The organism is Enterobacteriaceae endosymbiont of Macroplea mutica, from assembly GCF_012571345.1.
In the GTDB taxonomy this organism is placed as follows: domain Bacteria; phylum Pseudomonadota; class Gammaproteobacteria; order Enterobacterales; family Enterobacteriaceae.
Genome location: NZ_CP046218.1, coordinates 443,387 through 467,736, shown reverse-complemented (window position 1 = coordinate 467,736; position 24,350 = coordinate 443,387). Strand labels below are relative to the sequence as shown.

Sequence of the window (24,350 nt, the reverse complement as noted above, 5' to 3'; positions counted from 1 at the left end):
ATTGAATTATTTATTTTATATAAAATGTATGTCATATTGTTTACAATAAATAAAATATAATGGTGAAGTTTATATTGATGATATATAAAGTGAATAATATGAAATATATTAAATAGATGTTATAAACTTGTAAATATCTTGATGTAATTTATTTATGCCAATCCCTATTTTAGATGAAATAAAATAATATCTATTGTATTTTGTTTGTAATAATGCATCACATATATTTTGTTTAATATTATTCAAATTAGTTGTTAAATCAATTTTGTTAAAAACAATCCATGTTTCTTTTTGATAAATTAAGGGATCTAATTGAATAATTTCATTATTAATGATATTAATATTAGTAAGTAAATTATACTTATTAATAGTAGTAATATCTATAAAATGTAATAATAAACTACAATATTTCAATGGTCTAATAAATTTTAAACCTAAACCAGCACCTTTAAAGGAGTTAGTAATAATACCTGGAGTATCTAATATCATAAAAGAACGGCAGGAATTATTTTTTACCATACCTACAATAGGTGTTTGAGTAGTAAAAGGATAATCAGCAATTTTTGTGTTTGCTGTAGATATTTTTGTAATAAAAGTAGATTTACCAGTATTGGGCATTCCTAATACACTAACATCTACTGTAATGTTTTGTTGTAACTGTATTTTTTTAGATTCACCATTCTTCCCTATGGTGTTTTGATAAGGAGTTCTATTAGTCGATGATTTAAAATATACATTACCTAAACCATGCATACCGCCCCTAGCAATTAAAAATTTATAATTATTTTTATTAAATTTTTTAATAATTATTTTGGTTACTAAATCAATAACTATTGTACCTAAAGGAATTAACAAAATTAAATCTTTGCCTTTACTACCTGTACATTGATATTTTCTGCCATTAGAACCATTTTCTGATACATAATATTTTTTATGATGATACTGTTTTAAATTATTAATATATTTACTAGACATCAAGTATATATTGCCACCATTACCACCATTACCACCATCAGGTCCGCCTTTAGGAATATATTTTTCACGTCGAAAACTAATACATCCATTACCTCCTTTACCTGCCATAACAAATATTACTACTTTATCTATTAATTTCATTCATACTCCAACACAATAAATTTCTTATAAAATTCTATATATCCAGTATTGTACTGTTACATAAAATTTGTTATGTAATATTATTGTTAATCACATGAATATATATTTTATTATTGATACCTTTTTTAATAAATTTTACAATGCCTTTAATTTTAGCAAATAATGTATGATCCTTGCCACATCCAACATTAATACCAGCATGAAATTTTGTACCTCGTTGACGTACAATAATATATCCTGCAGATACCATTTCTCCTCCAAAATGTTTAATACCTAATCTTTTAGAACGTGAATCCCTACCATTTCTAGATGAACCACCAGCTTTTTTTTGTGCCATATTATGTCCTTATTATTTTTGTATATCAAGAATTTTAACTATAGTACATAATTGTCTATGTCCTTGAATTTTTTTATAATGTTTTCTGCGATTAAATTTCACAATTTTAATTTTTGTATTTTTTTTATGTTGAATGAGTTTCGCTGTAATTTTGGCACCTAAAATATATGGTTTGCCAACATAAAACACATTTGTACTAAATATTACCAATATATTTGTAAAATTAATAATTTCTCCTATATGTCCTATATGTTTATCTATATGTATAATTTGTCCTATTGTAATCTTATATTGTTTACCACCATTATGAAAAATAGCATACATGTTTTTAACCTTTCCAAAAACTACATAATAATATATAGTATATATCATTTAATATAGTGTGAATATATACAAAAAAATATTACTTGATTATATTCTAAGATAGAATGAATAATATTTCTATATTTTTATTCTTTTTGTTTTAGCTCCTAATAATAATAATTTTTGTTCTATATTTTCATAACCACGATCAATATAATTAATATTATGTATAATAGTAGTACCAATAGCATGACAACCAGCTAAAACTAAACTAATAGAAGCACGTAAATCAGTAGCTATAACTTGTGTTCCTTTCAACATTTTTTTACCACTAATATACATAATCTTATTATTTTTTAATAATATTTCCGCCCCCATTTTTTGTAATTCAAAAATATGCAAAAACCTATTTTCAAAAATAGTTTCTGTAATATTACTTACACCACAAGAAACAGTATTTAATACAGTGAATAATGTTTGCATATCTGTTGGAAAATTTGGATATGGTCCAGTAATAATATTTACAGCTTTAGGTGTTTTATTATTCATATCTAAACTGCACCAATTACTTCCTATTTGTATATTTGCACCAGTATCTTTTAGTTTTTCCAAGACTACAGTTAGATGTTGTGGATTAGTATGTTCGCATATGATTTTACTTTTTGACATAGCGGCCGCAACTAAAAAAGTACCTGTTTCTATGCGATCAGGGATAATCGTATATATTTTATTTTTATTATTTAAATATTGTATGCCATTAATAGTAATTCTATTAGTACCCGCGCCATAAATTCTTGCACCCATAAAATTTAAAAAATTTGATAAATCTTGTATTTCTGGTTCTTTAGCTGGATTATCAATAATAGTTATTCCTTTAGCAAAAATTGCTAGTAGTATAGTACTGATAGTTGCTCCTACACTAATTTTATCCATAATAATATGTGTGCCTATGATTGCATCAGGAATATATCCAATGATATAATTTTTCTTTTCTTTTATAACAGCTCCTAATTGATATAAATATTTTATATGTAAATCTATAGGACGTTTCCCAATGGCACAACCTCCAGGATAAAACATACGAAATTTACCAAAACGTACTAACAAAGGACTTATAATCCAAACAGATGCACGAATAACAGTAATAAATCGTTCGGGTAATAAACTATTCTTTAAATTTCTAGTATCTAAATATAATAATTTACCTTTTTTTATTTTCGCTCCTAAGCATTGTAATAATTTAATAGCAACATTAATATCTTTAATATATGGAATGTTATTAATACTTATTGTGCCATTAAGTAAAATAGTGGATAATAAAATAGGCAGTGCAGCGTTTTTAGCACCAGAAATTCTCACTTTGCCTTGTAATTTTACAGGCCCTTTTATAATGAGTTTATCCATAATAATCTTTATAAAACAAACTTTATTAGCAAAAGTTATGTTACATCAATAAAATGTTTAATAGAATTTTTTCTAACGTTTTGAAAATTGTGGACTACGTCTGGCTTTTTTAAAGCCTACTTTCTTGCGTTCTACCTTACGATCATCTCTAGTAATATAACCAGCTTGTTTTAAGTCATGTCTATAATGTTTATCATATTTAATTAGTGCTCTTGTAATACCGTGTCTAATAGCTCCAGCCTGCCCCATATTACCACCGCCTTTCACAGTAATATATAAATCTACATTATTCTTTATATTTAATAGTGTTAAAGGTTGTGTAATTAAAGTACGATATAAATTTTGGGGAAAAAAATTTTCTAAAGATTTTTTATTAATATTAATAATTCCCTTACCTTTTTTTATAAAAACTCTTGAAGAAGAAGTTTTTCTTCTACCAGTAGCATAATGGTAAGTTATGGTCATATATTTGTTATCCTATATTAAATATTATGAATATGTTGTTGTGCTTGATGTTGATGAGTTTTATCAGCATAGATCTTTAATCTTTTTAAGACCATACATCCAATTTTATTTTTAGGTAACATACCTTTAACAGCATGGTGTATTATTTTTTGAGGATTAATAGATATTAATTTTTCAAAAGATATTTTTTTGAAACCGCCAGAATAACCACTATGACTAAAATAAAACTTGTTTTTTCTTTTATTTCCTGTAATATTAATTTTTTGTGCATTTATAACTATAACATAATCTCCTATATCAATACTGGGTGTGTATGCAACTTTATGTTTACCTATTAAATAATAAACTATTTTTGTAGCTAAACGACCTAAAATTTGTTCTTTAGCATTAATAAGATACCAGGAACGATGATTATTATTTATACTTACTGTATTATTACTCATAATTTATTAAATCCATAAAATTAGCACGTATTGTTTTATAAAATATGTAAGGATATTATCCATACTGTAATATACATAAAAAATTTAATCAATATATATGTACTCGATAAAATTATAAAAAAATAATATTATATATAATATATAAAGTAATCATGATATTGCTTGACAATGACAATATCATTATACTACAATAATACGGTTATGTAAATAATTAAATTTAGTACAAATAATTTTTATAAATGTTTTTAATATTATAATATTGGTGGTATTTTTTATTTTGTCGGTGATCTATATGCATATTTATTCTACCAAAAAAAAAGAAATAAATTTAATTAAAATTTTTAAACAATTAATACGGCAAGAAACATTTAGTACACAAACAGAAATTGTAAATGCATTACAACAAAAGGGTTTTAATAATATTAATCAATCTAAAGTTTCTAGAATGTTAACAAAATTAGGGGCTGTAAGAACTAGAAATACAAAAATGCAAATGGTATATTGTTTACCTTTAGAATTAAATTATCCAAATACAACTAGTCCCTTAAAAAATCTAGTATTAGATATCGATTATAATGATATGCTTATTATTATTCATACAAGTCCTGGTGCTGCGCAATTAATTGCTCGTTTATTAGATTCTTTGGGTAAAGCAGAAGGTATATTAGGCACCATTGCTGGAGATGATACCATTTTAGTGGTACCAATAAATTTACTAAAAACTGTACATTTATATAATACTATTCAAGTATTGTTTGAGCATAAATAATATTATTTGATATAATTAATTATTTTTAATCCTTTCATATATGATTGTAAAACTTTAGGAATTTGTATTGAACCATCTTCTAATTGATAGTTTTCTATTATAGCAGCTAATGTTCTCCCTATAGCTAAAGCAGATGCATTTAGAGTATGTATATAATTAATATGATTGTCTTCATGATTTTTATATCGTGCTTTCATTCTGCGTGCTTGAAAATCCCACATATTAGAACAAGAAGATACTTCACAATATTTATTAATTGAAGGTAACCATACTTCTAGATCATATGTTTTGCTTGCAGCAAAACTCATATCACCAGAACATAATAGTATTTTTCTATATGGTAATTCTAATAATTGTAATATTTTTTCAGCATGTGAAGTTATTTCTTCTAATGTTTTTATGGACATGTTTGGTGTAACTAATTGAACAAGTTCTACTTTTTCAAATTGATGTGTACGTATTAATCCTTTATTTATTTGTCCATAAGATCCTGCTTCTGCACGGAAACATGGACTATGTGCAACTAATTTTATTGGTAATTGTTCTTCCCGTAATATAGTATTAGCTACGAAATTAGTTAAAGGTACTTCTGCTGTAGGAATTAGATAATGTGTATTTAATTGCATATTATATACAGCATATAAATCTTTTGCAAATTTTGGTAATTGTCCTGTGCCATATAAAGCTTCTTTTTTAACAATATAAGGAATATACATTTCTTTATATTGATGTTGTTGTATATGTGTGTCTAACATAAATTGTATTAATACTCTATGTAAATATGCTATTGATTCTTTCATAACAATAAATTTTGAACCACTTAAATTAGCACCAGATTCCATATCTATGCCATTATGTAATAATCCTAATTCAATATGATTACGTATTAAGAAATTATGTTTTAGTTTTTTACCCCAATATAATATTTCTTTATGATCATTATAATGCACACCTATGGGCACGTCATCTAATGGTAAATTTGGTATAGTATCATAAATATTGTCTAAATATGTCATGATATTTGTTAATTTTTTTTTTGTAGTAATTAATTGTATATTTAATAATTTAATTTTAGTTTGTATATGGTTCTTATTTTGTATGTTAATAGAATTTTGCATATGTTTTTTTTTTTGATATAAAATATTTATGTTATTTTGTAGTTTTTTTCTTATATTTTCATATTTTTGTATTGTTTTTATATCCAATATAAAATTTCTTGTTTTTAATTTGGTAAATACTAAATGTAAATTTTTTCTTATTAAATTAATATCAATCATAATAATGTATTTATAAAATATAAAATATTACAAATTATATATTATATATATGTAAATTGATATATAAAACATGTTATATTAATTAAACATATATTTTTTATTATTTGTTTTATGGATATTCATCAATTAATTATTCTTGGTTCAGGACCAGCAGGATATACAGCAGCAATATATGCTGCCCGTGCTAATTTATTTCCTGTTATTATTACAGGAAATCAAATAGGTGGGCAATTAACACAAACTAATAATATAGAAAATTGGCCGGGTAATTATCCTAATATTACTGGTAGCCAATTAATGGATAATTTATATAATCATGCCATGTATTATAATACAAAAATAATACATGATAACATCATACAAGTAATGTTCGATACATTTCCATTTATTTTACAAGGAGAAAATGATAAATATCTTTCTAAAAGTCTGATTATAGCTACAGGTTCTTATCCTAAAAAATTAGGTTTATTATCAGAAAAAAAATTTTTCGGTAAAGGAGTTTCAACATGTGCTATATGCGACGGATTATTATATCGTAATCAAAAAGTAGCTGTTATTGGTGGTGGTAATTCTGCATTAGAAGAAGCATTATACTTATCTAATATTGCTTCAGAAGTACATCTTATACATAGAAAAACTATATTTACTGCAGATAATATTTTAATTAAAAAAATTAATTTTATTATAAAAAATAAAAAAAATATATTTTTACATCAACCTTACATAGTAAAAAATATTATAGGCGATATAAATGGTGTAACAGGTATACATATTAATCATATTAAACATATAAAAGATCATTTTATTTTAAAATTGAATGCTGTATTTATATTAATAGGTAGTATCCCTAATACTAAAATATTCCAAAATCAATTACATTTGGATAATGATGGATATATTATTACTTATAAAAAGAATTTGTATACTCAAACAAGTGTTAAAGGTATTTTTGCGGCTGGCGATGTAATGGATAAAATATACAGACAAGCAATTACTTCATCAGCTACTGGCTGTATGGCAGCATTAGATGCACAAAATTATTTACATGACACTATATTATAATAAAATTATTAATAATTAGATTATCAGTTAATAATTTTTATCTCATATAATTCAATATTATATATAATAAACTTTATATTAACGACTACGAAAAATTATTCTGCCTTTGCTTAAATCATAAGGGGTAAGTTCTACGGTTACCTTATCGCCTGTTAAAATACGAATATAATTTTTTCTCATTTTACCTGATATATGTGCTGTAACAACATGCCCATTCTCTAATTTTACACTAAAGATAGTATTAGGTAATGTATTTAATACAATGCCTTGCATTTCTATATTTTTTTCTTTAGACATTTTATACCTTTATAATATTACAAATTTTTCTATACTACTAATAGTATTGTTTTTGTTTTAATAAATCAAGATAACTACCTTGYGCTTTAATAGAACCATTATCTATATAATATATATAATCCATTTTTTTAAGAATATTTATATCATGTGTAACAAAAATCATAGTTTTATTTTTAAATTTAGTAAAGAGCATTTGTAAAATGTTTTTACAAGAATATTTATCTAAACTTGTTGTTGGTTCGTCTAATAAAATTAAATTACTATTTTGTAATAATATTCTTGCAATAGCTAATTTTCTTAATTCACCACCAGATAATAATCTGCCATTTTCTCCTAATAACATGTGTAATCCTTGTGTATTATTTTCTAATAGTTTTTTTAACCCTACACAATATAAAATTTTTATTAAAAATTTTTTATTAATATTATTATTATTTTGATTATTTAATAATAAATTGTTCATCAGTGTATCATTTAATATATCAGTTTTTTGTGGTACTATACTAATCTGTTTTCTTAACATATATAAACTAATATTTTTTAAATTACAGTTATTTAAATATATATTACCAATAGTTGGGTCCCACGCACGAGTTAATAACATTAATAAAGTGGATTTACCACAACCATTATGTCCTGTAATGGCAATTTTTTTTTTATACGTGATCATTAATGATATATTTTTTAATATCTTTGTCTGTATAGTGTTAGTTGGATAATAAAAAGAAAGATTAATTATTTTTAATGATATAAATCTTTTAAAAAAAAATGTATGTTTAACAAATGTAACAGTAGGTTTTTTTTTAAAAATTTTAAAAACATTTTGTATAGATAATAATATATAGTGAATTTTATTAATAATATTATTAATATCTAATATTACATGATTTAATATATTAATACATAAAAATAAAGAAACAATAAATGATATTGAAACCATGTGTTTTAAAAATAATATTTTACTTATAATAATAATAAACAAAAAATTAATATTTATTAAAGTAAATAAAATTATATAAGACTTAATATTAGAAGAATGTTGTATTGCGTTTTGTATATCCCATTGTTTTTGCAAGAAATTTATTTTTTTGCATACTTTAACTATATCTTCAAAAATCTTATATTCTTTTTGATATAAAAGAAAATTATATATAATTAAATAAAATTGTTTTTTAACTATCATGTTCGTAAAACTATTAATTTTATTTTTTTTATAAAAATATATGATGTATAATATTAACGGTATGCATAAACATAATACAAATATTATAGCTAATAAATAATGTATTATTAATAAAATTATTAATATCATTAATATAATAAATATTACATTAATTATAGGAACAAGAACTTGCAGATATAAAATATCTATATTTTCTATATCTGTAATAAAAAGATGTAATATTTCATGATGGTATATATGACTTATATCACATGGGTGTAAAGGAAAAATTTTCTTAAATATTAAAATTCTTAAATTACTTAATATATATAAAGTATTATTATGCTTAATTATTTTTTCACAATATTTTATAATTGTTTTAAATAAAGATAATATTCTTATAATTATAGAAGGAATAATATAATTATATTCTATAGTATTGTTGTGAAACATAAACACTGAAGTTAATAATATACCAGAAAAAATTAATAAAGAAATATTCATAATATTTATTATAATTGTTAATAATATTCCTAATACAAGTATACGGAGATATTTTTTCTGATATTTTAAAAATAATAATATTAAAGACATTAAGTTTGTACCTTAAAATTTATATTAAATGTTTTTACAATAATATTTTTTTAATGATTTTCCCTTTATTCATAAACCAAATAAGATTCGCATCTTGGATATTATCCATTTTATGCGTGCAAATAATACTAGTAGTTAATATAGTATTATGTAATGCATGAAGAATATTTTGCTCGCTAAATAGATCAATATTAGATGTTGGTTCATCTAATAATAATAATTTATGTGGTTTAATTAAAGCTCTAGCAATTGCTATTCTTTGTATTTGCCCGATAGATAAAAAATTAGTATTAAGATTAATTATTGTATCTAAACCTTGTGGGAATTTTTCAATAAAATGATGAATACCTAATATTTTCATTATATGATTGATATGATGAATATCAAGATTATTATTAAAAAATAAATTTTCTTTAATAGTAGGTGCTGGTAATATTGGATTTTGTCGTACCCATGAAATTATATGATACCAGTATGATAAATTTAATAATTTAAAATCTATATTATTAATTTTAAGTATTCCTTCATAAGGTATAAATCCTAAAAGTACATTTAACAGTGTTGATTTGCCACAACCACTAGGTCCTGTTAGAATGATACATTGTCCATTATGTATTTGAAATGAAATAGGTCCAATTAATATATTTTTAAAATGATCTTTTACAATTAAATTCTTTGCATATATAAATATATGTTCTTGATTGTGTAAAATTAATATTTTCTTACCTTGTAAAATATATTTTTTATTTTCTAAAAATTGAATAATTAAATCAGCAGCACCAATAGCTTTAGCTTTAGTATGATATAATAAACCTAAATTATTAAAATGTTGAAAATATTCAGCTACTAAAATTAATATAAAAAAACTATTTAAAATAGTAATATGTTGTATTGGTAAATTTATTAAATTTAAATATGAAAAACTAAAATACATCGCGATAAAAGCAAATGATATAGAAGTAAAAAAATCTAATACTGAAGATGTTAAAAATGCAATTTTTAAAATTTCTAAATTTTTAATTCTAAAATCTTCAATATGTTTAATTAATTTTGTAATAGTTATTTTAGGAAAATTAAATAATCTAATTATTTCTATATGTTTTATTCTATTTAAAAACAAACCGCTTAATATTGATAATATTTGAAAATATTTTTTATTTTTTTTTTCAGTTTGATAACCTATTAATATAATAAAAAGTATCATTATTATACTGCATAATAATATTATTATGCTAGATAACCAACTTATGCAAAATATTATAAAGAATATAAAACATATAAATGTTACAGTAGTAAATAATTGTGGCACATATTGGTTATAATATTCTTTTAAGTTTTCTACATGATCTATAAGTAAGGATAAATGACTACCAATTGTATTTGTTTCTATTTGTTCAGACAATCCATTATAATTTAAATTAGTAAATTTATTAATAAGTTGACTACGAATACTATTTTTAACAGCTTGACTATATTTATAATTTAAATGATTAATAATTACATATATAATAGATTTCATCACAAAACATAAACTATACATAATATATAATATTTGATTTTCTTTTTTTAAAAATACTAATTGTATTTGCCGTGCTAATACTGCATGGTGCAACACAATAATTATTACATAAAGAATATTAAATAAATAAGATAATTTTAATAAATGTATAGACACCTTACTTTGTTGTTTTAACCAAATAATAACTTTTTCTTTAGAAGTTTGCATATAATATATTTATATTACACTATATTCATTATCATAATACTAATTAAAATCTAATGCTAAACAAAATATTATTTTTATTTAATATTATAAACATTGTTAATATGTACTATTAAATATTTATAATATTTCTTCAATTCTAATTAATTGATTATATTTAGCTATTCGTTCCGAACGACTCATAGATCCAGTTTTAATTTGTTCCGCACCTACACCTACTGCAAGATCAGCGATAAATGTATCTTCTGTTTCCCCTGAACGATGTGAAATAATAATTTTATAATTAGCATTTTGTGCCATTTTAATAGTAGCAAATGTTTCTGTTAATGTACCAATTTGATTTGGTTTAATTAAAATAGCATTAGCAATATGTTGTGTAATTCCTTTTTTTAGAAATTTTGTATTTGTAACAAATAAATCGTCTCCAACTAATTGAACTTTGCGTCCTAATATTTTAGTTTGATAAATAAAACCTTGCCAATCTGATTCATGTAATCCATCTTCTATAGATGTGATAGGATATTTTTGTGTTAATTTTAATAAAAAATCTGTAAATTCTTGAGAATTTAAAATTAATTTTTCGCCTAATAAATGATATTTATTATTTTGATATAATTCAGAAGCTGCACAATCAATTGCAAACGTAATATCCTGTCCTATAATGTAACCAGCTTTAGTAATAGCTTCAATAATCATATCAAACGCTTCACTATTATTTTTTAAATTTGGTGCATAACCTCCTTCATCGCCGACTGCAGTAATCATATTATATGTTTTTAAAACTTGTGCTAAATGATGAAAAATTTCCGCTCCTATTCTAATAGATTCTTTAATATTTATTGCATTTATTGGTTGAATCATAAATTCTTGTATATCTAAATTATTATTAGCATGTTTTCCACCATTAATGATATTAATCATAGGTAATGGCATAAAAGGCTTCTTAGAATTATTATAAATATAACTAATATATTTGAATAATGGAAGATTATGATATAATGCTGCTGCCTTAACATTTGCTAAAGAAACAGCTAAAATTGTATTCGCACCAAAATTTTTTTTATTTTCTGTATTATCTAAATTAATCATAATTTCATCAATAGATGCTTGATTTAAAGAATTTTCATTTGTTAAATACTTATTTATAATATTATTAATTATATTAATTGATTTTAATACTCCTTTACCTAAAAAACGATTACTATCTTTATCTCTTAATTCTAAAGCTTCTTTCGAACCAGTAGAAGCACCAGAAGGAACAGATGCTCGTCCTATAATATTATTTGATAAGTGCACTTCAGCTTCTATTGTAGGACAACCTCTAGAATCCAGAATTTCTCTAGCAAATACTTTTTGTATTTTAGACATAATATATTTATTTACCTTTAAATTTTTTATATGAACACATTATTTTAAATATATAAGTTATTAAATAATAAATAACAAGAGTATGCAAGAATCATGCATAAGTAAATTTTAATATTTTATTTATTATTAAATCTATTAATTGATACTATAATTTCTTTTTTAGCAATATCTATATCATACCAATTATCAATTTTACTCCATTTATTGTTTTCTAGATCTTTATAATGTTTAAAAAAATGTATTATTTTATTTTTAAACATATCGGGAACATCACTAATATTTTTTATATTTTGATATGCTAAAGAAATTTTATTACATGGCACAGCTAAAATTTTTTTATCTTCTCCAGATTCATCAAACATTTTTAATAATCCTATAGGTCTACATTCAATAACTGTACTAGGGTAAATATAATATTCTGTAAATATCAATACATCTAATGGATCATCATCTAATGATAAGGTTTGGTTAATATAACCATAATTACATGGATATATCATTGTTGTAGAAATAAAACGATCAACAAATAACAGACCATATTTCTTATTTATTTCATATTTAACAGGATTAGTATTTATGGGAATTTCTACTATTACATTTATATGATGCGGGATATTATTACCCGCAGGGATATTATTTAAATTCATCTGTATTGTAAAGTATTATTTTATGATAATATAATATATAATATATCATATTTAAAATGAGTTAGGATAAGATAATTTATGGTAAAAATTACTGTAGATAAAGCAGTACAGAATATTGGTAATCGTTTTGATTTAGTACTTATTGCTTCTGCTAGAGCGAGACAAATACAAATAAAAGGGAAAAATCCTTTAATAAACAATCACAATCATATTAAAACAACAATAATAGCCCTAAAAGAAATTGAACAAGGATTAATAAATCAAAATATTTTTAAAAATAATGAAAATAATATAGAGAATCATCTACATATTACACAAAATTTGTTTTATAATCGTTACAAATAATATAATTATTAACATGTTTTTAAAACTTTTTAAAAAATAAAAGTAGTAATCTAATTTGTATGTTTAAATATCAAGATTAGTAACTTTTAATGCGTTTTGATGTATAAATTTTTTTCTAGGTTTAACATCATYACCCATTAATGTGTCAAATAATTTATCAGCAATAACAGCATCRTGAATAGTAACTTGTAATAAACTACGTGTTAATGGATTCATTGTAGTTTCCCATAATTGATCAGGATTCATTTCACCTAATCCTTTATATCTTTGTATTATCATGTTTTTTTTAGATTCACGCAATAACCATATTATTCCTTGATCAAAAGAAATAATCTTTTTAAATTGATTTTTATATTGTACTTTATAAGTTGGATAAGTTTTAAACATTAAAAATTTTTTTGATAAATTATAAATTAGTTTATATTCTTGACTAAGAAAAAAATCTTGGTTTAATATAAATTGAGTATGATTCCCGTATTGTTGTTCATAAATGCTAATCTGAAATATTATATTATTTGTATAATTAATCACACCTGAATATTTTATGGTAGTATATGTTACATTTAAATATGTTAATAACTTATCTAACCAACATTGCATATCATAAATATTACTAAAATCACTAAGTAATTTGTTATATATCAGAGCATGTAAGATATTGCAAGACAAATATTCTTGCATATTAATTTGTTGTGTTATATTGATGACATTACGATATTCTGTAACCAATTTCATCAAATTTATACCATACAATGGTATATTTTGATTATATAAAAAAAATTTAGCATGTTTTAAAGCTATATTCCATTGGAATGTTTCCATATCATGATTATTAGTAATATATATTTCTTTTTTACCTTGTTTAATTTTATATAATGGTGGTTGAGCTATATATACATAACCTTTTTCAATAATTTCAGGTATTTGCCTATAAAAAAAAGTTAAAAGTAAAGTACGTATGTGTGCACCATCAACATCTGCATCTGTCATAATAATAACACGATGATAACGTAGTTTTTGTAAATTATATTTGTTATTTTTTATAAAACAACCTAATGCTGTAATTAATGTTAAAATTTCTTGTGAAGTAAAAATTTTGTGTAATTTTGCTTTTTCAACATTTAATATTTTGCCTTTTAATGGTAAAATAGCCTGATTTTTTCTATTTCTTCCTTGTTTCGCTGAACCGCCAGCTGAATCACCTTCTACCAAATATAATTCAGATAGTTCTGGCTTATCTTCTTGGCAATCAGCAAGTTTTCCTGGTAGTCTAGAAATTTCAAATATATTTTGACGTCTAGACATTTCTCTAGTTTTTCTAGTAGCATCTCTTACTTGTGCGGCATATAGTATTTTTTCTACTATATTTTTAGCATCATGTGGATTTTCTAATAAAAAAGATGTTAATTTATTGTTTATATGTGTTTCTATAATAGATTTTACTTCAGAAGATATAAGTTTATCTTTAGTTTGTGAAGAAAATTTAGGTTCTAACATTTTAATAGAAATAATAGCCATAAGTCCTTCACGAATATCTTCACCAATAGTATTGAGTTTGTTTTTTTTATTTAATTTTTCATGTAAAATAAAATTATTTAATGTACGTGTTACTGCAGATTTTAAACCAGATAAATGTGAACCACCATGATTTTGTTTTATATTATTTGTAAAACAACATATATATTCTTGAAAAGAATTATTCCATTGCATAGCAATTTCTATACAAATAGTATTTGTTGTTTCTTTACAATAAAAAATTTTATTATGTATAGGATTATTATGTTTGTTTAAAAATTGAATATATTCAATAATACCACCTGTATATGCAAATTTTTTATATTTATTTTTTTTTTCATCAATAATAATAATTGATATACCCGTATTTAAAAATGATAATTCTCGTAATTTTGCATATAAGATATTATAATCAAATATTTGTACATTAGTAAAAATATTTGTGTTAGGCCAAAAACGTATATGCGTACCAGTACTTTTACTTTTACCAATTATATTTAATTTATCTTGTGGTATTCCAAATTTATAAATTTGTTTATATAATTTATTATTTCTTTTAATAATTARTTCTAATTTTCGTGATAAAGCATTAACAACTGATATACCTACACCATGTAATCCACCAGATAACTGATAAGTATCATTATTAAATTTACCACCAGAATGTAATACAGTCATAATAACTTCAGCAGCAGAAATATTAGCTTCTTTATGTATGTCTACAGGGATGCCGCGACCATCATCTATTACAGAAATAGAATTATCTATATGTATAATAACTTGAATATTTTTACAAAATCCAGCAATAGCTTCATCAATAGAATTATCTACTATTTCAAAAACCATATGATGCAAACCAGAACCATTATTTGTATCACCAATATACATTCCTGGTCTTTTTTTTACTGCATCTAATCCTTTTAAAATTTGTATACTGGATGAATTATATATATTATTGATCAAAACATACTCTCGTTTTTTGTTAATTAATATGTGAAATGAATAGTTTTATAAGAAAATACTTTAAATTTGCATAGGCATAATTAAATAAATTTTATTTGTATTATTATCTTCTATTTTAATGCTCGAATGAGCATTAATAAATGAGATTTTTATGTTATTACTATCTAGTACAGTAATAACATCTAACACATAATTTATATTAACAGAAATATTAATATTATATTCTGGATATTTTTCTTCTTCAATATTTAACGTTTCTTCTGCTATTTCATTATTAATATTTTTAGTAATCAATTTTAATTTTTTATTTCTTATATTTAAAGTAACTCCTTTAATATGTTCATCTGCTAATATAGAAATACGTGTTAATGCATTTTGAAAATTAAGTTTATTTATTATAATAGTTTTCAAAAATTTTATAGGGATTAGTTGTGTATAATCTGGATAAATACTATTAATAAGTTTAGAAGTAAATTTTATATTTTGATCAGTAAAACTAATGTTATTTGTATTGATATTAATATATATGTTTTGATCAGTATTATTTAGTATACGTAATAACTCTACCATACTTTTGCGAGGAATAATTACTTTATAAGATTCAAAAAATTTATTCATATTAATACTATATAAAGATAAACGATATCCATCTGTAGATACAATATTTAAAATATTTTTTTCTATATGCAATAAAATACCATTTAAATATTGTCTAATATCATTTAATGCGGTAGAAAATAAAGTACATTGTATTAATTGTTTTAAAATAATATGTTTAATCACAAAATTGATTTTGCTAGCCCAAGGTGTAATATAAGGAAAATTATCTGCAGATATGGTAGATATAATAAAATTACATGTTGTTGTAGAGATCTGTACTTGTTTATCCTCATTAAATAACATATTAATGTTAGTTTTATTAGGTAAACTACGACATATATTATAAAATTTTTTTCCTGGTATAGCAATAATATATTTTTTATAATTACAATTTTGTAACAGAATAGTTATTTCGATTTCTACTTCTAAATTAGAACTTTTTAAAAGCATAATTCCATTATCTTGTATGCATAAGATAATATTTTGTATAATATTTGTAGTAGTACGATTATTAATAATATTAGTTAAATATTGTAATGGTTTAATTAAAATTTCACGATTAATAATAATATGATATTGCATAATTTATTCATACTGGTTCTATTATAGAATAAAGATRTGATGATTAAAAATTTATTTTTTATATAAGTTATATTATATACTAATTTAATTAAAAGCACTAATATTCTAATTATATATTTTATAAAATAATTATTATTGAATTTATATATAAAAAACTTTATGATAGTAGATATATTAAATTGTTAGGTTAAATTATGAAACGCACTTTTCAACCTTCTGTATTAAAACGTAAACGTTCTCATGGTTTTAGAAATCGAATGTCTACAAAAAATGGTCGTAATATTATTAATCGTCGTCGCAGTAAACAACGTGTGCATTTAAGTGTATCTGATTAATAAAAATTTTTCATATTATTATGTTACATTTTGCTTTTAAAAAAAAACAGCGTTTATATACTAACAAGCATTATTGTCATATATTTAAACATCATACAAAATATAGTAACAAATATTATCTATTATTAGTACAGCAAAATATATTTAAATATTCACGTCTTGGTATTATTATTTCTAAAAAAAATATTGTATATGCACATATGAGAAATAAACATAAAAGAATAATACGTGAATATTTTCGTTTGCATCAGCATATAATAACTATCATGGATTATATTATGATAATTCATAATAGAAATATTATACATGTTAAACAGAAAACCTTACAAAATTATTTAAATATTTTGTTAGAAAAAAATACGTAAAATAATATTTATTTATTAAATTTATTAAATATAATATATAATGCAAAATAGAGATCATAAATAATGGATTTTAAAAAAAAATTTTTTATATTTATATTATGTTTATTAAGTATATTATTTACTATATACTTTATAAAAAAAATTAGTGATGTTTATYATAAACAACATATTATAAATAATATTTATGAATATAAAAAAAAATCACATTTAATTAATAACAATTATGTTATTATTAAAACTGATAAATTATTATTATATATAAATTTAAATAATGCTAATATTATAACAGCAAAATTATTAAATTATAAAAATACATTACATTCTTCGAATTATTTAACCTTGTTAGATAATACAAAAAATTATATATATGCAGCTAATAGTTTTATTATTAAAACTAATCAATTACATATTCCAGATCGATTATTTGGAAAAGTAAAATTTTTTACATCATCATCTTTTTATCAATTAACTAAAGATAATATATTAAAAGTACCATTCTTTTATGTATATAAAAATATTGTATATACAAAAACTTTTATTTTTAAAAAAAATAGTTTTTTAGTTAAAATTGATCATCAAATTATTAATAATACAAACAATACTTTCAATATACAAATATTAAATGAACTACAACAAACACCATCTAAATTATTACCATTTTTAAATCAAAAATATATGAATTTTTTTACTAGAACATTTAGAGGAATAATATATTCTATCCCATACATAAAATATCAAAAATATTTATTTAATAAAATTTTAAATAAACAGAATATGTATGTATATACTAATAATGGCGGTTGGTTTTCTATTATACAGCAATATTTTGCGACTGTTTGGATATTGCCAACTCAGCAACATAGTATTATATATACTAAAAAAATTAAACATGATCTAATCAGTATTAGATCCGTAACATTTTATAATATTATTTTACCAAAACAAATACACTGTATATCTACGAAATTATGGTTAGGTCCTAAAATCACACAAAAGATAACAACAATAGTCCCTTTAAATTTTACAACAATAGATTATGGTTATTTATGGTTTTTATCACGCCCATTATTTATATTATTAAATTATATATTTATATTTACAAAAAATTGGGGGTTATCTATCATAGTAATTACATGTATTGTGAGAATAATTACATATCCTTTATCTAAAATACAATATATGAATATTATGCGTATACGTATACTACAACCGAAAATACAAAAATTAAAGATACAATATAAAAATAATAAAAAGATTTTAAATAAAGAGTTAATCAAATTATATCAAAAAGAAAAATTAAATCCATTAACAGGATTTTTACCTTTTTTAATACAAATGCCAATTTTTTTAGCATTATATTATGTGTTGGTTAATGCTATTGAGTTACGACATGCGCCATTTTTATTATGGATAAAAGACTTATCTGCAGAAGATCCATTATATATACTACCGATTATTATGAGTATCACAATTTTTTATATACAAAAAATATCTAGTAATAATCATAATCAAAATATTGATTTAACACAAAAATATATAACGTATATTATGCCATTTGTATTCGGTATTTTCTTTTTATGGTTTCCATCTGGTTTAATTTTATACTATATAATTAGTAATTTCATCACTATATTACAACAAAACTATATTTATCGTAATAAAATAAATTAAAATATTATGAATACTTTTAACGATACTATTATCGCACGCGCTACTCCTTTAGGGAAAGGAGGAATAGGAATAATACGTATTTCAGGACAACAATCATATTATGTAATAAAATATATTTTACATATTACAAGCATGAAACCAAGATACGCATATTATTTACCTTTTTATTTACAAAATACTATAGTTGATAAAGGTATAGTATTATGGTTTCCAAAACCATATTCTTTTACTGGTGAAGATATATTAGAATTGCATTGTCATGGTGGAATTATTTTATTAGAAATGTTAATACATGATATTATAATGAATATTAAAGGTATTAGAATAGCTAATCCTGGTGAATTTACAGAAAGAGCTTTTTTAAATAAAAAAATTAATTTATTAGAAGCAGAAGCTGTAGCTGCGTTAATAGCAGCAGAATCTCAAGCGGCTATCTTTGCTGCTACAAATTTAATGAATGGTAAATTCTTAAAATTAATACAACCAATTAATAATAATATAATTAAGATTAGAACTATATTAGAAACAAATATAGAATTTATGGAATATAATGAAAAACAATTATATGAAAAAATTTATAAAATAATTGATTATTTATCTATAAAAATTAAACAAATAATAAAATATTTATTATGTAATCTTCAAATACAGGAAGGTATAAAAATTACTTTAATTGGTCCAACTAATTCTGGAAAATCTAGTTTGATGAATTTACTTGCACAAAAAAATATATCTATTATTACTAATATACCAGGTACTACTAGAGATATTTTATCAACAAAAATTAATTTTAATTCTGTTTTAATTAATTTAGTTGATACAGCCGGTATTAGAAAAACAGAAGATTATATTGAATCTATTGGCATTAAAAAAACTTTTGAAGAAATTAATAATTCTAACTATATTTTTTTAGTTGTAGAAGATATGATTACGGAAATTCAGTTATCGAAATTTTTACATACCTTAAAAAAAAATATAAATAAAAAATGTGCTATTATTATAAGAAACAAAATAGATCTTACTAATAGTATTGCTGATATTCAGGTTAAAGATGGTTGGACTAATATCACATTATCTGTACATACCAAACAAGGAATATCATTATTAATGAAGTATATTAAAGATAATATTATTTATCAAAATAATAATGAGAACCAATTTACATCTAAACAAAGATATATCAATATATTTAATAATATATATAATCTTGTCGAACAAAGTAAACAAATGTTTGTTACTAAAAAAAAATATATAGATATAACATTATTATCTGAAAATTTTAGATTAATACAAATAGAATTAGATTCTATTATTGGAAAATTCACATCACAAAATTTATTAGATAATATTTTTTCGAGTTTTTGTGTTGGTAAATAAAAATCATATTATGAGTAAATATTAATGCCTGAATTACCAGAAGTAGAAGTTATTAAACAATTAATAAAAAAAGAATTACAAAATACAATCATTAGTTTTGCTATTGTTAGAACTAATAAGTTAAGATATAATATTCCTGATGAAATTAGTACTATTAATAATCAAAAAATTATAGATATCAAACGAAAAGGTAGATATATTATTTTAATATTGTTATATAATACCATTATAATTCATTTAGGAATGACAGGAAACTTAATAATTTTTAAAACAAATCTTATTGCTCCTACTAAACATGATCATATTGATTTAATTATTAATAATAATTGGATATTGCGCTATAATGATCCACGAAAATTTGGGTTTTGGTTATGGGAAACACAATATTATATACAGAATAATTTTTTACAAAAATTAGGTATAGAACCATTACATGATAAATTTAATGCTTTTTATTTATATCAAAAAACAAAATATAGTAAAATGCCAATTAAAGTATTATTAATGACAAACAGTATTGTTACTGGTATAGGAAATATATATGCTAATGAAATATTATTTTTTTCTAAAATATTACCATTTAGGAAAAGTAATAGTTTGTGTTATAATGAGGTTAAATTAGTAGTTATTTATACCAAAAAAATATTAATGAAATCCATTAAATATGGTGGTACAACTATTAGTAATTATAAACAACCTAATCAAAATATCGGGAAATTTACACAATATCTGTGTATTTATAATAAAGCTAAACAATTATGTTGTAAATGTCAAAAAAATATAATCCAAAAAATTTTGCAAAGAAACAGGAGTAGTTTTTTTTGTATATATTGTCAAAAATAATTATGTTAAAACAAGAATTTATATTAAAAATTATAATATTTTTTTAAACATAATTTACTTATAATTAATAATATGATAGAAATTACTATTAATATAGTTGCTAAGACATTAATTTCAGGAGTAGTGCCTAATTTAGCCATTGAATAAATTCTTAATGGTAAAGTTTCATATTCTGGATTGCTAACAAAAGAAGATATTGTAATATCATCTATAGATAATAAAAAACTTAATAACCAACTAGAAATAAGAGTCGGGAAAATTAATGGTAATATTATTTTTACTAAAATAATAAAATCATTTGCACCTAAATCTTTTGCTGCTTCTAATATTAATACATCAAAACTATTTATTCTAGCACACATAGTAATAACTACATATGGTAAACAAAGTGTTACGTGAGCGCATAATAGTGACCAAAAACCTAGTGGGAAATGAATTAGCATAAATAATAATAATAATGATATAGCTAATACGATATCTGGAGATAATATCATAGTTACCATAGATATATTAATAAATAATTTAATATAAGCATGTAAATACTGTAAAGATAATGTTATGCATAATCCTAATATTATTGTTATAGTTGCGGAACATATACCTAATAATATTGTATGATATGTTACTTGTAATAATAAATAATTATGTAAAAAAAGAACATACCATTTAATGGTAAAACCTTGCCATTCTATACCAAAAATAGATTTATTAAATGAATTTATTACTAAAATAATTACAGGAATATATAACCATACATAAACTAAAAATAAAAAAAGATTTTTAAAAACATCTTTAAAAATTTCTTTATACATTATTAGTTATACCTTTATATGTATGATTATTATATATATATTTTAATTTCCAATATAATAATAAAAATATTACAGTAATAATAGTTATAATATTACTAAGAGCGGCACCAAATGGCCAATTTCTAATATTTAAAAATTCATTTTTGATAATATTGCCTATTAATAAATTTTTTGAACCACCCATTAAGTCTGCAATTGAAAACATTCCAATCGAAGGTAATAATACTAGTAAACATCCAGCAATAATGCCTGGACTAGTTAATGGTATAATAATATATAAAAATATTTTATATGGTGATGCTCCAAGATCTTTTGCAGCTTCTATACAAGATTTATCTATTTTTTTTAAACAAGTATATATAGGCATAATCATAAAAGGCAATAATATATATATAGAACCTAAAATTATTGCTATGGGGGTATAAATAATATGTATAGGATATTTTATAAAATGTAAATAAATTAAAATTTTATTAAACCAACCATTTACACTAAAAAAAATTTTTAAAGAATATATGCGTGTTAACGAATTTATCCAAAATGGTATAAATAATAAAGTTAACATTAAGGATTGCATTGTAATAGACATATGTGCTAAATACCATGCAAAAGTATAACCAATAATTAAACATATTATAGTTGTGACTAATGATATATACATAGAATGTAAAAAAATTTTTAAATATACAAAATTTAAAAGATTTAAATAATTTTTAACAGTATAAGGCATTCTAAATAAGTGAACATAATCTTTTTGCATAAAACTAATAATAATTATTAAAATATTAGGCAAAATAATAAATAATAATATCCAACYTATAATAATAAGACATATAAGTTTTTTAATATATAATAAATTTTTATTGTTCATAAGGTAATGTCACTTCCCATGTTTCTACCCAGGTTATTAACATTTTTTGATTTAATGAATGATCAAAATAAGGATCATTTTCGTTAAAAAATTCATTTACAATAATATTTTTCCCATTTTCTAGTTCTAAAATAAGTTCTAATGTCATGCCTTTATAATTTTTTTCTTTGATATAACCTACTAGACCTTTTCGATTCAAATTATTTTTTTTAGTAATTGCTGTGATACGCAAATCTTCAGGACGTATAAGAACATATATTGTATCACCTACAGAAATAGGGAATAAAACTTTAACATTACATATAAAATTTTCTAGATTTACTTGCACTTGTTTATTATATAAAATTTTAATAATTGTAGCATAGAATATATTTATATTGCCTATAAATTTTGCAACAAATAAATTTTTAGGTTCTTCATACATTTCTTTTGGCGTGCTATCTTGTTCTATTACTCCTTTATTTAGTAAAATAATACGATCTGAAATAGTTAATGCTTCTTCTTGATTATGTGTAACAAAAATAAAAGTAATACCTAAAATTCGTTGTAATGTTTTTAATTCACTTTGCATTTTTTTACGTAAACTATAATCTAATGCAGATAATGATTCATCTAATAATAATATACGAGGTTTATTAACAATAGCTCGAGCTATAGCTACTCTTTGTTGTTGTCCTCCTGATAATTCATGTGGTTTACTATACATAAATTGTTTTAATTGTACCATGTGTAGTATTTTAATTACTCTATCATTAATAATTTGATTATGTTTATTTTGCATTCTTAAACCAAATGCTACATTATCGAATACAGACATATGTGGAAATAATGCATAACTTTGGAAAACAGTATTAATTTGTCTTTGTGCAGCTGATAGATGTGTAATATCTGTATTATTTAATATAATGTATCCTTCGTCTACCATGTCTAAACCAGCAATTAATCTTAAAATAGTCGTTTTCCCGCATCCCGATGGTCCTAATAAAGTTACAAATTCTCCATGATAAATAGTTAAATTAAAATGAGATATTATTTTTTTTTGGTTATAAGATTTGCTTACATTATGTAATTGAACTATTTTTGTTTTATGAATATCAATCATTA

At 22.1% G+C, this 24,350-nt stretch carries 25 protein-coding genes; 8 read left to right on the top strand and 17 right to left on the bottom strand.

The annotated features are described in order from the left end of the window. Nucleotides 1-108: 108 nt before the first annotated feature. The 6 genes from cgtA to rplM form a co-directional block, all read right to left on the bottom strand. Complete coding sequence (gene cgtA / locus GJT87_RS02255; RefSeq protein ID WP_168895780.1) at nt 109-1,116, bottom strand: Obg family GTPase CgtA; 1,008 nt, start codon at nt 1,114-1,116, stop codon at nt 109-111. A 70-nt stretch (nt 1,117-1,186) separates the two neighbouring features. Continuing rightward, nucleotides 1,187-1,453: a 50S ribosomal protein L27 gene (gene rpmA, locus GJT87_RS02250; RefSeq protein WP_168895779.1), complete on the bottom strand. Its 267-nt coding sequence runs from the start codon at nt 1,451-1,453 to the stop codon at nt 1,187-1,189. Nucleotides 1,454-1,465: 12 nt separating this feature from the next. Then, nucleotides 1,466-1,777, bottom strand: coding sequence for a 50S ribosomal protein L21 (gene rplU, locus GJT87_RS02245; RefSeq protein WP_168895778.1), 312 nt, complete (start codon nt 1,775-1,777; stop codon nt 1,466-1,468). Nucleotides 1,778-1,894: 117 nt separating this feature from the next. Continuing rightward, nucleotides 1,895-3,160: a UDP-N-acetylglucosamine 1-carboxyvinyltransferase gene (gene murA / locus GJT87_RS02240; RefSeq protein ID WP_168895777.1), complete on the bottom strand. Its 1,266-nt coding sequence runs from the start codon at nt 3,158-3,160 to the stop codon at nt 1,895-1,897. Nucleotides 3,161-3,232: 72 nt separating this feature from the next. Next, nucleotides 3,233-3,625, bottom strand: a complete 393-nt coding sequence (gene rpsI / locus GJT87_RS02235; RefSeq protein ID WP_168895776.1) for a 30S ribosomal protein S9 — start codon at nt 3,623-3,625, stop codon at nt 3,233-3,235. 17 nt (nt 3,626-3,642) lie between these two features. Next, complete coding sequence (gene rplM, locus GJT87_RS02230) at nt 3,643-4,068, bottom strand: 50S ribosomal protein L13 (RefSeq protein WP_168895775.1); 426 nt, start codon at nt 4,066-4,068, stop codon at nt 3,643-3,645. A 292-nt stretch (nt 4,069-4,360) separates the two neighbouring features. Here rplM and argR point away from each other — a divergent pair, with 292 nt between their 5' ends. Then, nucleotides 4,361-4,837, top strand: a complete 477-nt coding sequence (argR, locus tag GJT87_RS02225) for a transcriptional regulator ArgR (RefSeq protein ID WP_425483089.1) — start codon at nt 4,361-4,363, stop codon at nt 4,835-4,837. Between the two features lie 2 nt (nt 4,838-4,839). Here argR and serS read toward each other — a convergent pair whose 3' ends face one another. Then, nucleotides 4,840-6,114 (bottom strand): serine--tRNA ligase, encoded by a 1,275-nt coding sequence (gene serS, locus GJT87_RS02220; RefSeq protein WP_168895774.1) that lies wholly within the window; start codon nt 6,112-6,114, stop codon nt 4,840-4,842. A gap of 111 nt (nt 6,115-6,225) precedes the next feature. On the opposite strand from serS, the gene trxB reads away from it, so the two are divergent. Continuing rightward, complete coding sequence (gene trxB, locus GJT87_RS02215; protein WP_168895773.1) at nt 6,226-7,176, top strand: thioredoxin-disulfide reductase; 951 nt, start codon at nt 6,226-6,228, stop codon at nt 7,174-7,176. A gap of 78 nt (nt 7,177-7,254) precedes the next feature. On the opposite strand, the gene infA is transcribed toward trxB, so the two are convergent. The 5 genes from infA to ppa all read right to left on the bottom strand — a co-directional run bounded on the left by infA (nt 7,255) and on the right by ppa (nt 12,967). Further along, a complete protein-coding gene (gene infA, locus GJT87_RS02210; RefSeq protein ID WP_168895772.1) occupies nt 7,255-7,473 on the bottom strand; it encodes a translation initiation factor IF-1 in 219 nt (72 codons plus the stop codon). Nucleotides 7,474-7,510: 37 nt separating this feature from the next. After that, the gene (locus GJT87_RS02205) at nt 7,511-9,139 is read right to left on the bottom strand and encodes an ATP-binding cassette domain-containing protein (protein WP_168895771.1); all 1,629 of its coding nucleotides are present in this window, start codon (nt 9,137-9,139) and stop codon (nt 7,511-7,513) included. A 124-nt stretch (nt 9,140-9,263) separates the two neighbouring features. Then, nucleotides 9,264-10,955 carry an ATP-binding cassette domain-containing protein gene (locus tag GJT87_RS02200; RefSeq protein ID WP_168895770.1) on the bottom strand — a complete coding sequence of 564 codons (1,692 nt, stop codon included), beginning with the start codon at nt 10,953-10,955 and terminating at the stop codon, nt 9,264-9,266. A 117-nt stretch (nt 10,956-11,072) separates the two neighbouring features. Then, nucleotides 11,073-12,320, bottom strand: a complete 1,248-nt coding sequence (gene eno, locus GJT87_RS02195) for a phosphopyruvate hydratase (protein ID WP_168895769.1) — start codon at nt 12,318-12,320, stop codon at nt 11,073-11,075. Between the two features lie 116 nt (nt 12,321-12,436). Further along, complete coding sequence (ppa, locus tag GJT87_RS02190; RefSeq protein WP_168895768.1) at nt 12,437-12,967, bottom strand: inorganic diphosphatase; 531 nt, start codon at nt 12,965-12,967, stop codon at nt 12,437-12,439. Nucleotides 12,968-13,045: 78 nt separating this feature from the next. Between ppa and rpoZ the strand changes: the two genes are divergently transcribed. After that, nucleotides 13,046-13,312 (top strand): DNA-directed RNA polymerase subunit omega, encoded by a 267-nt coding sequence (gene rpoZ, locus GJT87_RS02185; RefSeq protein WP_168895767.1) that lies wholly within the window; start codon nt 13,046-13,048, stop codon nt 13,310-13,312. A gap of 63 nt (nt 13,313-13,375) precedes the next feature. On the opposite strand, the gene gyrB is transcribed toward rpoZ, so the two are convergent. Together gyrB and dnaN are read right to left on the bottom strand one after the other, a co-directional pair. After that, nucleotides 13,376-15,787 (bottom strand): DNA topoisomerase (ATP-hydrolyzing) subunit B, encoded by a 2,412-nt coding sequence (gyrB, locus tag GJT87_RS02180; protein WP_168895801.1) that lies wholly within the window; start codon nt 15,785-15,787, stop codon nt 13,376-13,378. 63 nt (nt 15,788-15,850) lie between these two features. Continuing rightward, a complete protein-coding gene (dnaN, locus tag GJT87_RS02175) occupies nt 15,851-16,972 on the bottom strand; it encodes a DNA polymerase III subunit beta (protein ID WP_168895766.1) in 1,122 nt (373 codons plus the stop codon). A 194-nt stretch (nt 16,973-17,166) separates the two neighbouring features. Between dnaN and rpmH the strand changes: the two genes are divergently transcribed. From rpmH to mutM, 5 genes are all read left to right on the top strand, one after another. Beyond that, complete coding sequence (gene rpmH / locus GJT87_RS02170; RefSeq protein ID WP_168895765.1) at nt 17,167-17,307, top strand: 50S ribosomal protein L34; 141 nt, start codon at nt 17,167-17,169, stop codon at nt 17,305-17,307. Nucleotides 17,308-17,327: 20 nt separating this feature from the next. Continuing rightward, on the top strand, nt 17,328-17,672 hold the full coding sequence (rnpA, locus tag GJT87_RS02165; protein ID WP_168895764.1) for a ribonuclease P protein component: 345 nt from the start codon (nt 17,328-17,330) through the stop codon (nt 17,670-17,672). Between the two features lie 63 nt (nt 17,673-17,735). After that, complete coding sequence (yidC, locus tag GJT87_RS02160; protein ID WP_168895763.1) at nt 17,736-19,343, top strand: membrane protein insertase YidC; 1,608 nt, start codon at nt 17,736-17,738, stop codon at nt 19,341-19,343. Nucleotides 19,344-19,349: 6 nt separating this feature from the next. Beyond that, a complete protein-coding gene (gene mnmE / locus GJT87_RS02155) occupies nt 19,350-20,720 on the top strand; it encodes a tRNA uridine-5-carboxymethylaminomethyl(34) synthesis GTPase MnmE (RefSeq protein ID WP_168895762.1) in 1,371 nt (456 codons plus the stop codon). 24 nt (nt 20,721-20,744) lie between these two features. Beyond that, nucleotides 20,745-21,563: a bifunctional DNA-formamidopyrimidine glycosylase/DNA-(apurinic or apyrimidinic site) lyase gene (gene mutM, locus GJT87_RS02150; RefSeq protein WP_168895761.1), complete on the top strand. Its 819-nt coding sequence runs from the start codon at nt 20,745-20,747 to the stop codon at nt 21,561-21,563. A 23-nt stretch (nt 21,564-21,586) separates the two neighbouring features. On the opposite strand, the gene GJT87_RS02145 is transcribed toward mutM, so the two are convergent. From GJT87_RS02145 to potA, 3 genes are read right to left on the bottom strand one after another with little or no spacing between them, the layout of a single operon-like run. Then, a complete protein-coding gene (locus GJT87_RS02145; protein WP_168895760.1) occupies nt 21,587-22,375 on the bottom strand; it encodes an ABC transporter permease subunit in 789 nt (262 codons plus the stop codon). Continuing rightward, nucleotides 22,368-23,246, bottom strand: coding sequence for an ABC transporter permease subunit (locus tag GJT87_RS02140; protein WP_168895759.1), 879 nt, complete (start codon nt 23,244-23,246; stop codon nt 22,368-22,370). The genes GJT87_RS02145 and GJT87_RS02140 overlap by 8 nt, the downstream gene beginning before the upstream one ends. Continuing rightward, nucleotides 23,236-24,348 (bottom strand): spermidine/putrescine ABC transporter ATP-binding protein PotA, encoded by a 1,113-nt coding sequence (potA, locus tag GJT87_RS02135; RefSeq protein WP_168895758.1) that lies wholly within the window; start codon nt 24,346-24,348, stop codon nt 23,236-23,238. Before potA ends, GJT87_RS02140 begins: the two co-directional genes overlap by 11 nt. Nucleotides 24,349-24,350 lie beyond the last annotated feature (2 nt).

Coding starts and splice junctions, on each gene's coding strand:
- rpsI (WP_168895776.1), bottom strand. CDS start 3,625: ATGACCATAACTTACCATTATGCTACTGGTAGAAGAAAAACTTCTTCT.
- GJT87_RS02145 (WP_168895760.1), bottom strand. CDS start 22,375: ATGTATAAAGAAATTTTTAAAGATGTTTTTAAAAATCTTTTTTTATTT.
- infA (WP_168895772.1), bottom strand. CDS start 7,473: ATGTCTAAAGAAAAAAATATAGAAATGCAAGGCATTGTATTAAATACA.
- mnmE (WP_168895762.1), top strand. CDS start 19,350: ATGAATACTTTTAACGATACTATTATCGCACGCGCTACTCCTTTAGGG.
- ppa (WP_168895768.1), bottom strand. CDS start 12,967: ATGAATTTAAATAATATCCCTGCGGGTAATAATATCCCGCATCATATA.
- GJT87_RS02200 (WP_168895770.1), bottom strand. CDS start 10,955: ATGCAAACTTCTAAAGAAAAAGTTATTATTTGGTTAAAACAACAAAGT.
- dnaN (WP_168895766.1), bottom strand. CDS start 16,972: ATGCAATATCATATTATTATTAATCGTGAAATTTTAATTAAACCATTA.
- rpmA (WP_168895779.1), bottom strand. CDS start 1,453: ATGGCACAAAAAAAAGCTGGTGGTTCATCTAGAAATGGTAGGGATTCA.
- eno (WP_168895769.1), bottom strand. CDS start 12,320: ATGTCTAAAATACAAAAAGTATTTGCTAGAGAAATTCTGGATTCTAGA.
- potA (WP_168895758.1), bottom strand. CDS start 24,348: ATGATTGATATTCATAAAACAAAAATAGTTCAATTACATAATGTAAGC.
- mutM (WP_168895761.1), top strand. CDS start 20,745: ATGCCTGAATTACCAGAAGTAGAAGTTATTAAACAATTAATAAAAAAA.
- rplM (WP_168895775.1), bottom strand. CDS start 4,068: ATGAGTAATAATACAGTAAGTATAAATAATAATCATCGTTCCTGGTAT.
- murA (WP_168895777.1), bottom strand. CDS start 3,160: ATGGATAAACTCATTATAAAAGGGCCTGTAAAATTACAAGGCAAAGTG.
- serS (WP_168895774.1), bottom strand. CDS start 6,114: ATGATTGATATTAATTTAATAAGAAAAAATTTACATTTAGTATTTACC.
- rnpA (WP_168895764.1), top strand. CDS start 17,328: ATGTTACATTTTGCTTTTAAAAAAAAACAGCGTTTATATACTAACAAG.
- rplU (WP_168895778.1), bottom strand. CDS start 1,777: ATGTATGCTATTTTTCATAATGGTGGTAAACAATATAAGATTACAATA.
- cgtA (WP_168895780.1), bottom strand. CDS start 1,116: ATGAAATTAATAGATAAAGTAGTAATATTTGTTATGGCAGGTAAAGGA.
- trxB (WP_168895773.1), top strand. CDS start 6,226: ATGGATATTCATCAATTAATTATTCTTGGTTCAGGACCAGCAGGATAT.
- rpoZ (WP_168895767.1), top strand. CDS start 13,046: ATGGTAAAAATTACTGTAGATAAAGCAGTACAGAATATTGGTAATCGT.
- argR (WP_425483089.1), top strand. CDS start 4,361: ATGCATATTTATTCTACCAAAAAAAAAGAAATAAATTTAATTAAAATT.
- rpmH (WP_168895765.1), top strand. CDS start 17,167: ATGAAACGCACTTTTCAACCTTCTGTATTAAAACGTAAACGTTCTCAT.